A 13,327-nucleotide genomic window follows, 5' to 3' on the forward strand; every position below is an offset into this window, starting at 1 on the left:
GTTGGTGGGCCGCTTTAGCCGGGGTCGTCGGATGGTCAACGCGTACGGGCCAACCGAGACGACGGTGTGCGCGACGATGAGTGGCCCGTTGGCGGGTGAGGTGGTGCCGCCGATCGGCGGCCCGGTCACTGATACCCGGGTGTTCGTGTTGGATGAGCGGTTGCGGCCGGTCGCGCCGGGGGTGACCGGTGAGTTGTATGTCGCCGGGGCCGGGCTGGCGCGGGGTTATTTGGGCCGGCCGGGGTTGACTGCGCAGCGGTTCGTCGCGAACCCGCTCGAGGCCGGGCAGCGGATGTATCGGACCGGGGATCTGGCCCGGTGGCTGCCGGGTGGGCAGTTGCAGTATCTGGGCCGGGTCGACACGCAGGTGAAGGTGCGTGGGTTCCGGATCGAGCTCGGCGAGATCGAAGCGGCGCTGGCCGGGGTGGCCGAGCAGGTTGTGGTGATCGTGCGGGAGGACCGGCCCGGTGACAAGCGGCTGGTCGCCTACCTGGTCCCCGCCGATGGCCAATCGGTGCCCAGCGTCGGCGAGTTGCGGGAGCTGCTCGGTGGGCGGCTGCCGGACTACATGATCCCGTCGGCGTTCGTCACCATGGCCGCGATCCCGTTGATGCCCAACGGGAAGATCGACCACAAGGCCCTGCCGGCCCCCGGACACACCGGCAGCATCGGCCGGGCACCGACCGGACCCTACGAGCCGGTCCTGTGCGATGCCTTCGCCGACATCCTCGACCTGCCCCACGTCGGCCCCGACGACAACTTCTTCGAACTGGGCGGGGACAGCATCCTGTCGATCCAGGTGGTCAGCCGGGCCCGCAAGGCCGGCCTGACGATCTCGGCCCGTGACGTGTTCCAGCTGCGGACCCCGGCGGCCCTCGCGGCCGCGGCCCGGGTCGCCGTGCTCGCGAACGCCGACCCGGACGCCGGAATCGGGGACCTGCCGGCGACGCCGATCATGCGATGGCTGCGGCAGTACGAGGGCGCCACCGACGGCTTCAACCAGTCCATGACGGTACGCACGCCGGCCGTCCTCACCCAGCGGACGCTGACCGGCGCGGTGCAGGCGCTCGTCGATCACCACGACGCCCTGCGGATCGAGGTCGGTCCCGGCGGGACGCCCCGGGTGCGGCCGCGCGGCGCCGTACACGCGGCCGGCCTGATCCGCCGGGTCACCGACACCGGCCCCGGCGACGCCGAACGGCACGCCGAGGCGGCCCGCCGGGAACTCGACCCGGCCCGCGGCGAGGTGGCGCGATTCGTCTGGTACGACGCCGGAAGCGGCACGCCCGGCCGGTTGCTGATCGTCGTGCACCACCTGGCGGTCGACGCCGTCTCCTGGCAGATCCTGCTGTCCGACCTGGCCGAGGCGTGGCAGTCGGTCGACGCCGGACGGCAGCCGAACCTGCAGCCGGTCGGCACTTCGCTGCGCTCCTGGGCGACCAGGTTGCACGACGAGGCGCCGCGGCGCCGGGCCGAGCTGCCGGTGTGGCGCGAGATCGCGGCCACCGCGGACCCGCTGCTGACCGATCTTCCGTTCGACCCGGCCCGGGACACGGCGGCCACCGCCCGCGAGGTGACCGTCACGGTCAGCCCGGAGGTCACCGAGCGGTTGCTGGCCCAGGTCGCGCAGAGCGCCACCGGCACCGTTCCGGACATCCTGCTGACCGCCCTGGCCACCGCGGTGTCCCGCCGGCGCGGCCCGGGCCCGGTGCTGATGGACGTCGAGGGGCACGGCCGCGAGGAGATCGCCGGGGACGCCGACACGTCGCGGACGGTCGGCTGGTTCACCGCGCTGTACCCCGTGCGGCTCGACCCCGGCGGACCGCAGACCCGGCCGCAGGACGCGCTCAAGGCGGTCCGGGCCCAGCTGCGCGCCCTGCCCGGCAACGGCATCGGCTACGGCGTCCTGCGATACCTCGACGACCGTGCGGACCTCGCCGTCACGCCGCAGATCGGCTTCAACTACCTGGGCCGGGCCGGCGGCGACGGGCCGGAGACGGACTGGTCGCCGGTGGACGGTCCGGCGCTGCCACCGCGGGATCCGCACATGCCGCTGACCCACAGTTTGGAGATCACCGCGATGGTGGAGCAGGCGACCGGCGGTCCCCGTCTGGTCGGCAGCTGGACCTGGCCGGCCGCGCTGCTGGCCGAGGACCGGGTGGCGGCGCTGGCCGCCGAGTGGTGCGCCGCCCTGGAACAGCTGGCGAGTGCCGACGGCGGGTTCGCCCTCACCCCGGCCGACGCCGGGCTGGCCGAGCTCACCCAGGACGAACTCGACGATCTCGAGGCCGAGCTGGGGGAGTGGGCATGAGCCGGGCCGCGCTGCAGGACGTCCTGCCGCTGTCCCCGCTGCAGGAGGGGCTGCTGTTCCACTCGCTCTACGACGAGCGGGACATCGACGTCTACAACACCCAACTCGTCCTCGAGCTGACCGGCCCGGTCGACGCCGGCCTGCTGCGCCGCAGCGCCGACCTGGTGCTCGCCCGGCACGCCAACCTGCGCGCCGCCTTCCGGCTGCGGGCGAACGGCCGGACCATGCAGGTGATCCCCCGCGAGCTGCGGCCCGGCTGGGCGGAGCGGACGCTGGATCCGGCCGGGTTCGAGGAGTTCCTGCTCGCCGACCGGGCGACGGCGTTCGACATCGCCCGGCCGCCGCTGCTCCGGTTCACCCTGGTCCGCCTCGGCGCGGACGAGCACCGGCTGGTGCTCACCAACCACCACATCCTGTTCGACGGCTGGTCGGCGCCGCTGCTCGTGCAGGAGCTGCTGACCATCTACCGGCAGGGCGGGACCGCGGCCGGGCTGGCGCCCGTCACCCCGTACCGGGACTATCTCGCCTGGGTGGCCCGGCAGGACCGGGACGCCGCCCGCCGTGCGTGGGCGGACGCCCTGGCCGGGGCCGAGGCCACCCTGGTGGCCCCGGCCGCGTCAGGCGGGGCCTCGGGGCTGCCCGAACGCCTCTTCGCCGAGCTGTCTGCCGAGGTCACCGGCGCGCTGACCGATGCCGCGAGCCGGCGGGGCCTGACCCTGAACACCCTGGCGCAGACCGCCTGGGCGCTGGTGCTGGGGCAGCTGACCGGCGGCCGGGACGTCGTCTTCGGCGCCACCGTCGCGGGCCGGCCCGCCGACCTCCCCGGCATCGACAGCATGGTCGGCCTGTTCATCAACACCCTTCCGGTACGGGTCGGCCTCGATCCGCGTACGCCCCTGTCCGAGCTGGCCGCCCGGCTGCAGGACCGCCAGTCCGCGCTGCTGGAGCACCAGCACCTGAGCCTCGCGGAGATCCAGCGCGGCACCGGCCGGGGCGGCCTGTTCGACACCCTGATGGTCTTCGAGAACTACCCGTTCAACGAGGACACCGAGCCGGAGCCGGACGGCCTGCGGGTGGCCGGCATCGACGGCGGCGGGGCCACCCACTACCCGCTCGGCGTGATCCTCGGTGTGGTCGGCGACCGCCTGGTCATCCGGCTGGACTACCGCACCGACCTGTTCGACCGGGCGTACGGGGAAGCGGTGCTGGAACGCTTCCAGCGGGCGCTCACCGTCCTGGCCACCGCGACCGACACCCCGGCCGGCCGCGTCGACCTGCTGTCCGCAGCCGAGCGGCGCCTGGTGCTGGACCGGTGGAACGACACCGACCGCGACTACCCGCTGCTGCCACTGCCCGCCCTGCTCACGCCGCCGGACGAGCCGGACGCCGTCGCGCTGGTCCACCCGGACGGGGTGCTGACCTACGAGCAGTTGCACGACCGGTCGAACCGGCTCGCCCGTTACCTGATCGCCCGCGGCGTCGGCCCGGAGCGGGTCGTCGCCGTCGCGGTGCCCCGCTCGGCCGACCTGATCGTGGCGGTCCTCGCCGTGCTCAAGGCGGGCGGCGCGTACCTGCCGGTCGACCCCGGACATCCGCCGGACCGGATCGCGTACCTGCTCGCGGATGCGTCCCCGGCCTGCGTGCTGACCACCGACCCGGTACGGGCGGGGCGGCCCGGCGAGCGGATTCTGCTGGACCACCCGGACACCGTGGCGGCCGTCCGGGCGTGCTCGGGCGCCACGGTGACCGACGCCGACCGGTGCGCCCCGCTCCGGCCCGGCAACACCGCCTACCTGATGTACACCTCCGGCTCGACCGGCCGGCCCAAGGGTGTGGCGGTCCCGCACGCCGCGGTGGCCAACCGGCTGGCCGGCATGCAGGAGGCGTACCGCCTGGAACCCGGCGACCGGGTGCTGCAGAAGACCTCGGCCGGCTTCGACGTGTCGGTCTGGGAGTTCTTCTGGCCGCTGGCGCACGGCGCCGCGCTCGTGCTCGCCCGCCCCGACGGGCACCGGGACCCGCTGTATCTGGCCCGCCTGATCCAGCGGCACGCGGTGACGACCGTCCACTTCGTCCCGTCGATGCTGCGCGAGTTCGTGCGGGTACCGGAGGCGGCCGGCTGCACGAGCCTGCGCCGGGTGCTCACCGGCGGGGAGTCGCTGCCGGAGGAGCTGCACCGCGCCTTCCGGGAGACGCTCGACATCCCCCTGCACCACCTGTACGGCCCGACCGAGGCGACCATCGACGTCACCGCCCGGGACGGCGCCGGTCCGGTGCCGGCCGGGGTGACCCCGATCGGCGCGCCGGTCGGCAACACCCGCGTCTACGTGCTCGACCATGCGCTGCGCCCGGTGCCGCCCGGGATCACCGGCGAGCTGTACGCGGCCGGGGTGCAGGTCGCGACCGGCTACCACCGGCGGCCGGGGCTGAGTGCGCAGCGGTTCCCGGCCGATCCGTTCGGGCCGCCCGGCTCGCGCATGTACCGCACCGGCGACCTGGCCCGCTGGAACGCCGACGGCAGCGTGCAGTTCCTCGGCCGCACCGATGACCAGGTGAAGGTGCGTGGCGTCCGGGTGGAGCCGGGCGAGGCCGAGGCCGTGCTGGCGGCGCTGCCGCAGGTGCGGGCGGCCGCCGTGGTCGCGCGGCTGGACGGCGACTCGGCGCGGCTGGTGGCGTACGTCGTGCCCGCCGCCGACCAGGACGGCGACCCGGTGCCGGCGATCCGCGCCCGGCTGGCCGACCGGCTGCCGACCGCGCTGCTGCCGAGCACGTACGTGCTGCTTGCCGAACTGCCGATGACGCCGAGCGGCAAGCTCGACCGGGCCGCTCTGCCCGAACCACCGACCGGCGGCGCGCAGCCCGGCGACACGGCGGCCGACCCCCGCGAGGAGATCCTGCGCGGCCTGGTCGCGGAGGTGCTCGGCGTGCCCGCGGTCGGCGCCGGCGACGACTTCTTCGCGCTAGGCGGCCACTCGCTGCTGGCCATGCGGTTGGTCGGCCGGATCCGATCGGCGTTCGGCTGCGAGCTGCCGGTGCGGGCGGTGTTCGAGGCGGGCACGCCGGCCGCGCTCGCCGCCCGGCTGCGGGCCGCGGCCGGCGCGAACCCGCCGGTGCGCGCCGTGTCGCCGCGTCCCGAGCGGGCGCCGCTCTCGTTCGCCCAGCGCCGCCTCTGGTTCCTGCACCGCCTGGAGGAGGGTGCCGCCACCTACCATCTGCCGATCGCGGTGGCGCTGTCCGGGCCGCTCGACCACGCCGCGCTGCGGGCGGCGATCACCGATCTCGCCGGCCGGCACGAGGCGCTGCGTACCGTCTTCGCCGAGGCCGACGGCGCGCCCTACCAGCGGGTCCGGCCGGCCGGCGAGGTCCATCTCGCGGTCGTCGAGACCACCGCGGAGGCCGTCGACGACCGGCTGGCGGAGGCCGCGGCGCGCCCCTTCGACCTGGCCGCCGAGGCGCCGCTGCGGGCCACCCTGTTCCGGACCGGCCCGGACGAGCACGTGCTGCTTCTGCTGCTGCACCACATCGCCGGGGACGGCTGGTCCACCGCGCTGATCGGCGCGGACCTGTCGGCCGCCTACACCGCCCGGTGCGCGGGCGAGGCGCCGGACTGGGCGCCGCTGCCCGTGCAGTACGTCGACTACGCGCTCTGGCAGCAGGACCTGCTCGGCGCCGAACACGACCCGGACAGCCTGATCGCCCGGCAGCTGGCGTTCTGGCGGGAGAGCCTGCGCGGTGCGCCCGAGGTGCTGGAGGTGCCGGCCGACCGGCCCCGCCCCGCGGTGGCCACCGGCCGGGGCGCCCTGGTCGAGTTCACCCTCCCGGCCGGCCTGCACGAGCGGGTCGTCCGCCTGGCCCGGGAGACCCAGACGACCGTGTTCATGGTCCTGCAGGCCGGCATCTCCGTGCTGCTGTCGCGGCTGGGCGCGGGCACCGACGTGGTGCTCGGCACGGCCGTGGCCGGGCGGGCCGACGAGGCGCTGCACGACATGGTCGGGTTCTTCGTCAACAGCCTGGTGCTGCGCACCGACCTGAGCGGCGACCCGGACTTCCGTACCGTGCTGTCCCGGGTGCGCGAGTTCGGCCTGTCCGCCTACGCCCACCAGGACGTGCCGTTCGAGCGGCTGGTGGAGGAGCTGAACCCGGCCCGGTCGATGGCCTACCACCCGGTCTTCCAGGTGATGCTGACCTTCGGCGACACCGGCGACGCCGAGTTCGCCCTGCCCGGCCTGCGCGCCCGCCGCCAGGCGGTCGGCGCCGCCACCGCCAAGCTGGACCTGTCGTTCTTCCTGGCCGAGAGCCGGGCCGAGGACGGCTCGCCGGCGGGCCTGACCGGCGCCATCCAGTACGCGACCGATCTGTTCGACCGGGACACCGTCGAGGCGATGGCGGACCGCCTGGCCCGGCTGCTGACCGCCGCCGTCGCCGAGCCGGACACCCCGGTCGCCGCGCTCGGCCTGCTCTCCGCCGCGGAGCACACCGACGTGCTGGACCGCTGGCAGGGGCCGCGGCGTGAGCTGCCGTCCGGCACCGTGCCGGAGCTGTTCGCCGAGCAGGCCCGCCGCACCCCGCACGCCCCGGCGGTGGCCTACGGCGACACCGGCCTGTCGTACGCCGAACTGGACGCCCGGGTGAACCGGCTCGCCCGGCGCCTGATCGCCGCGGGCGCCGGCCCGGAGCGGTTCGTCGCCGTCGTCCTGCCCCGCTCGCTCGACCTGGTCGTCACGATCCTCGCCGTGCTGCGGGCCGGCGCGGCCTACCTGCCGATCGAACCGGATCACCCGGCCGAGCGGGTCGGCTTCCTGCTCGACGACGTGGACCCGGTGCTGGTCGCCACCACGACCGGGCTGAGCGGCGCGCTGCCCGGTGGCCGTCCGCGGTTGCTGCTCGACGACCCGGACACCCGGCGGGCGCTCGACGAGCTACCGGGCGGCCCGGTCGGCGACGACGAGCGCGGTGCGCCGCTGCGGGCCGACGGCTGCGCGTACGTGATCTTCACGTCCGGCTCGACCGGGCGGCCGAAGGGCGTCGCGGTGCAGCACGGCTCGCTGTCGGCCTATCTCGCCTGGGCCCGGCACATCTACCCGAGCATGGCCGGCCGGGCGCTGGTGCACTCGCCCGCCTCCTTCGACCTCACCGTCACCGGGCTGTTCGGGCCGCTGACCATGGGCGGCTGCGTGCATCTGGTCGACCTGGACGGTGCGCCGCCGGCCGTGCGGCCCACCTTCGTCAAGGCGACGCCGAGCCACCTGGCCTACCTCAACGAGCTGCCGGACGGGTTCGCGCCGGCCGAGCAGCTGGTGCTCGGCGGGGAATCGCTGCTCGGCGAGCCGCTCGACCTGTGGCGCGGCCGGCACCCCGGCGCGGTCGTGGTCAACGAGTACGGGCCGACCGAGACCACGGTCGGCTGCACCCAGTTCCGCATCGAGGCCGGCGACCGGGTCCCGGCCGGGGTGATCACGATCGGCACACCGGCCTGGAACACCCGGATGTACGTGCTCGACGCCCGGCTGCGGCCGGTGCCGCCCGGGGTGACCGGCGAGCTCTACATCGCCGGCGGCCTGCTGGCCCGCGGCTACCTCAACCGGCGGGGGCTGAGCGCGACGCGGTTCGTCGCCGACCCGTACGGCGCGCCGGGCTCGCGCATGTACCGCAGCGGGGACCTGGGCCGTTGGAACCGGCACGGGCAGCTGGAGTTCGTGGCCCGGGTCGACCACCAGGTGAAGCTGCGCGGCTTCCGGATCGAGCTCGGCGAGATCGAGAAGGTCGTCGGCGACCACCCGGCGGTCGGCTACGCGGCCGCGCTGCTGCGCGAGGACCAGCCCGGCGACAAGCGGCTGGTGGCCTACGTGGTGCCGGCCGGTGCCGCGCCCGTGGACCTCGGCGAGCTCAAGGAGTACGCCGCCGGGCGGCTGCCCGACTACATGGTGCCGGCCGCCTTCGTGGCCGTCGAACGGCTGCCGTTCACCGCCAACGGGAAACTGGACCGCGCCGCGCTGCCGGCCCCGGACATCGCCGTGTCGTCGCGCGGCCCGCGCACCGAACGCGAGCGGATCCTCGGCGAGCTGTTCGCCGAGGTGCTCGGCCTGCCCGCGGTCGGCATCGACGACACCTTCTTCGACCTGGGTGGACACTCGCTGCTGGCCAGCAAGCTGGTGGCCCGCGTCCGCAGCGTGCTGCGGGTCGAGCTGGCCATCCGCACGGTGTTCGAGTCGCCGACGGTCGCCGCCCTCGCCGAACGCCTCGACGGGCCGGGGGAGCGGCCGGCCCGCCCGCCGCTGCGGCCACGGCCGCGGCCGGAGCGGATACCGCTGTCCGCCGCGCAGCGCCGCCTGTGGTTCCTGCACCGCTTCCAGGGGCCGTCACCGGCGTACAACGTGCCGGTGGTGCTGCGGCTGACCGGCGAGCTCGACACCGCGGCGCTGCGCGCGGCCCTGGGCGATCTCGTGGAACGGCACGAGAGCCTGCGTACCGTCTTCCCGCACCGCGACGGTCACCCGTACCAACTGGTCACCACCGCGGCGCCGGTGCTGGACGAGCTGGTGGCGCACTCGCCGCGGGAGCTGGCCGACGCGGTCCGGGCGGCCGGCGCGCACTGCTTCGAGCTGACCCGCGACCAGCCGCTGCGGACCTGGCTGATCCGCCACCGCGACGAGCACGTCCTGGTGCTGGTCATGCATCACATCGCCGCCGACGGCTGGTCGATGGGCCCGCTGCTGCGCGACCTCGGCGACGCCTACGCCGCGCGCCGGGCGGGCACCGCACCCGACCGGGCGCCGCTGCCCGTGCAGTACGCCGACTTCGCGCTCTGGCAGGCCGAGGTGCTCGGCGACGAGAACGACCCGGACAGCGAGATCAGCCGGCAGGGCGCGTTCTGGCGGCAGACCCTCGCCGGCCTGCCGGACCGGCTGGACCTGCCGGCCGACCGGCCCCGCCCGGCGGTGGCCGGCCTGGACGGTGGCACGGTCTCGGTCGAGATCGGCGCGGCGCTGCACCGGGATCTGGCCGCGCTGGCCCGGGACCGGCGGGCCACCGTCTTCATGGTGCTGCAGTCGGTGCTGGCGGCGCTGCTGACCCGGCTGGGCGCCGGCGACGACATCCCGCTGGGCTGCGCGGTCGCCGGCCGCTCCGACGAGGCGACCCAGGAACTGATCGGCTTCTTCGTCAACACCCTGGTGCTGCGCACCGACACCTCGGGCGACCCCACGCTCAGCGCCCTGCTGGACCGGGTCCGGGAGGCCGATCTGGCCGCGTACGCCCATCAGGAACTGCCGTTCGAGCGCCTGGTGGAGCTGCTCAACCCGGTCCGGTCGACGGCGCACCACCCGCTGTTCCAGGTGATGCTGACGCTGCAGAACCTCGACGACGTCGACCCGCGGCTGCCCGGGCTGACCGTGCGCGCCGAACCGGTCGACGGCGAGGCGGCCAAGGTGGACCTGGCGTTCCTGCTCGAGGAGCAGGTCGACGACGGTGTGCCGGGCGGCGTGACCGGGGTCGTCCGCTACGCCACCTCGATCTTCGACGCGACCACCGTACGGGCGCTGGCCGACCGGTTCGTCCGGCTGCTCGAGGCCGCGGTGCGTGCGCCGGAGCGTCCGCTGCGCGAGTTCGACATCCTCGCCGACGACGAGCGCGAGCGGGTCCTCGACCGCTGGCAGGGCGCCACGGTCGAGGTGCCCGCGCAAACCTGGCCCGAGCTGTTCGCACGGCAGGTGGAACGCACACCCGGTGCGGACGCGGTGACCTCCGGCGCCGAGACCCTGACCTACCGGGAGCTCGACGAGCGGGCCGGCCGGCTGGCGCACCGGCTCGCCGCCGCGGGCGCCGGGCCGGGCGACACCGTCGCGTTGCTGCTGCCGCGCTCGATCGACCTGATCGTGGCGGTGCTGGCCACCCTCCGGGCGGGCGCCGCCTACCTGCCGGTGGACCCGGACTATCCGCCGGACCGGATCGCCTTCATGCTGCGCGACGCGCGACCCACCTGCGTCGTCCGGCCGGCCGTGGACGACCACGGCGAGGTGTCGATCGTGGACGGTGGAACGGCGCCGGGAAGCGGGACGCTGCGCCCCGCGCGACTCGACGATCCCGCGTACGTCATGTACACCTCCGGCTCGACCGGGGTGCCCAAGGGCGTCGTCGTCACCCATCGCGGCATCGCCGGCCTCGCCGCCCACCATGCCGAGCGGTATGCCGCCGGCCCGGGCAGCCGGGTCGCGCAGCTGATCTCGCCGAGCTTCGACGTGAGCGTCTCCGAGCTGTGCCTCGCCCTGCTGTCCGGGGCGTGCCTGGTCCTGCCGGGCGGGCCGGCGGTGGGCGCGCGGCTGGCCGAGTTCCTGGCCCGGGAACGGATCACGCACGCGTGCGTGCCGCCGTCGGTGCTGGCCAGCGTCCCCCGGGTCGACCTGCCCGACCTGCGGCTGGTGAGCACCGGGGCGGAGAGCATCCCGGCCGAGTTGCTGGCCTTCTGGTCGGCCGGCCGGCGGATGGTGAACGCGTACGGCCCGACCGAGGCCACCGTGGACGTCGCGTCGTGGGTGTGCGACACGGGCTTCGGGCAGGCTCCGCCGATCGGGCGGCCGATCCCCAACGTGCGGGTGTACGTCCTGGACGATCATCTCCGGCCGGTGCCGCCCGGCGTGCCGGGCGAGCTCTACGTGGCCGGCCCCGGTCTGGCGCGGGGCTACCTGCGCCGCCCCGGGCTGACCGCCGAGCGCTTCCTCGCCGACCCGTTCGGACCGGCCGGCGGCCGGCTCTACCGCACCGGCGACCTGGTGCGCTGGGAAGGCTCCGGCGAGCTGCGGTTCCTCGGCCGCGCCGACAACCAGGTGAAGATCCGCGGGCTGCGGGTCGAACTGGACGAGATCGAGATCGTGCTGGCGCGCCGGCCGGGCGTGGCCCACGCCGTCGTGCTGCTCCGGGACGACCCGGCCGGGGAGCGGCTCACCGGCTACGTGGTGCCCGAGCCCGGACACGCCCTCGACCCGGCCGCGCTGCGGGCGGAGCTGAGCCGCCTGCTGCCGCGGCACATGGTGCCCGCCCTGGTGGTCCTCGACACGCTGCCGCTCACCCCGAACGGCAAGCTCGACCGGGCGGCCCTGCCGGCGCCGGAGGTGGCCGAGGAGCACGGGCGGGCGCCGCGCTCGTACCTGGAGGAGGTGCTCTGCACCCTGTTCGCCGACGCGCTGGGCCGGGACCGGGTCGGCGCCGACGCGGACTTCTTCGAGCTGGGCGGCCATTCCCTGCTGGCCATGCGGCTGTGCGAGCGGATCGGCGCGGCGATCGGCGCCGAGGTGCCGGTCCGCGCGCTGTTCGAGGCGCCGTCGGTGGCGATGCTGGCCGACCGGCTGGCCGGGCCGTCCGCGGAACCGGACGGGCCGGTGCTGACCCTGCGCCGCGGCCCGGACCGGCCCGGGCTCTTCTGCCTGCCCCCGTCGCTCGGCCTGAGCTGGGGATACTTCGGACTGGCCGGGGAGCTGGCCGCCGACCGGCCGGTCTACGGCCTGCAGGCGCGCGGCCTCGACGATCCGGCGCCACTGCCGGGCACCTTGATGGCGATGGCCGCCGACTACGCCGAGCAGATCCGGGCCGTGCAACCGGACGGCCCCTACCACCTGCTCGGCTACTCGATCGGCGGCAACATCGCCCAGGCCGTCGCGAGCGTGCTGCAGGAGCAGGGCCACGAGGTGGGCCTGCTGGCCGTCCTGGACGCCCGGCCCGGCGACCCCGGCCAGCCCGGCCTGCCGGTCGAGCGGCAGCGGGCGCTCACCGGCGCCGACATCCTGGCGACGATGAGCGACGACGCCGGCGGTGATCCGGACGACCGGGGCAGCGAGGCCGACCAGCGGGCCCGGGCCCTCGCCGTGCTGCGGCGGGAGGTCAGCGGGATCGCCGCGGAGCGCCACCTGGACGTGATGATCAACAGTGTCCGGGTGGTCACCGGTCACCGGCCACGACCGTACAAGGGCGACCTGCTGTTGATCGTCTCGGCCGGTGGCGGGGCGTTGGCCGAGGCCTGGGCGCCCTATGTGGACGGCCGGATCGAGCTGGTCCGGCTCGACTGCGGGCACCACGACCTGCTCACCGCGGAACCGGTGGCGCGCATCGCCGAGGCGGCGTCGGCCCGGATGGCTTGACGGGTCGCGGAAAAGCGACCGGAAAAACCGGGGATAGGGGCCCGATAAAACGGCCGCCTAATTTGATGCTCGGCACATTCAATTTCCCTGCGGTTAGGTGCATGCGGTCATGTCGGGATTCGACAAACTCATCGCGGAATCACCGTTCGTCCGGCGGGCCCGGCGCAGCGGTCGCCGGTTCCGGCTCTTCTGTTTTCCGCACGCGGGCGCGGGCGCCGGCTATTTCGCGGAATGGCCGGCGCTGCTGCCGCCGGAGGTCGAGCTGGTCGCCGTGCAGCTGCCCGGCCGCGAGGACCGGCTCACCGAGCCGGCCTTCGACCGGGTGGACCGGACCGTCCGGACGGTCGCGGTCGCGCTGCGGCCGTACCTGCAGGGGTCGTTCGCCTTCTTCGGGCACAGCGGCGGCGCGCTGCTCGCCTTCGAGCTCGCCCGGCTGCTGCGCAAGCGCCGGCTGCGGCCGCAGCACCTGTTCCTCTCCGGACAGCCGGCGCCGGGCAGCCCGGCGCCGGTGGACCACATACACGCGCTGCCGGACGACCAGTTCCGGGACGCGCTGGCCCGGCTCGACGGGATGTCGGCCGACGTGACGGCGAACGAGCAGCTGATGCAGCTGCTGATGCCGACGCTGCGGGCCGACTTCGCGCTCTGGGAGAACTACGAGTACCAGCCGGAGCCGCCGCTGGACTCGGCGATCACGGCGCTCGGCGGCGACGCCGACGAGCGGGCCCCGGTCGCCTCGCTTGCCGCCTGGCAGGCACACACCACCGGGCCGTGTGTCGTGCGGACGTTCCCGGGCGGCCACTTCTACCTCAACCAGGCGGCCGGCGAGATCGCCGGCGCGGTCGGCGCCGCGCTGCTCGGCCGCGAGTCGGCGCAGGCCGGATAG

3 protein-coding genes are annotated in these 13,327 nt (G+C 75.0%); all 3 read left to right on the forward strand.

What is annotated here, in order from left to right:
- Positions 1-31 precede the first annotated feature (31 nt).
- The gene (locus ODJ79_RS34345) at positions 32-2,311 is read left to right on the forward strand and encodes a condensation domain-containing protein (protein WP_263027812.1); all 2,280 of its coding nucleotides are present in this window, start codon (positions 32-34) and stop codon (positions 2,309-2,311) included.
- Positions 2,308-12,441 carry a non-ribosomal peptide synthetase gene (locus ODJ79_RS34350; protein ID WP_263027813.1) on the forward strand — a complete coding sequence of 3,378 codons (10,134 nt, stop codon included), beginning with the start codon at positions 2,308-2,310 and terminating at the stop codon, positions 12,439-12,441. The genes ODJ79_RS34345 and ODJ79_RS34350 overlap by 4 nt, the downstream gene beginning before the upstream one ends.
- A 109-nt stretch (positions 12,442-12,550) precedes the next feature.
- Entirely contained in the window at positions 12,551-13,327 is a 777-nt protein-coding gene (locus ODJ79_RS34355) for a thioesterase II family protein (RefSeq protein ID WP_263027814.1), read from the forward strand.

Origin of the sequence: Actinoplanes sp. KI2 (assembly GCF_025630775.1) — a bacterium.
Lineage (GTDB): Bacteria > Actinomycetota > Actinomycetes > Mycobacteriales > Micromonosporaceae > Actinoplanes.

Excerpts from the sequence above, each read along its gene's own strand:
- ODJ79_RS34345 (WP_263027812.1), top strand. The coding sequence starts at position 32 with ATGGTCAACGCGTACGGGCCAACCGAGACGACGGTGTGCGCGACGATG.
- ODJ79_RS34350 (WP_263027813.1), top strand. The coding sequence starts at position 2,308 with ATGAGCCGGGCCGCGCTGCAGGACGTCCTGCCGCTGTCCCCGCTGCAG.
- ODJ79_RS34355 (WP_263027814.1), top strand. The coding sequence starts at position 12,551 with ATGTCGGGATTCGACAAACTCATCGCGGAATCACCGTTCGTCCGGCGG.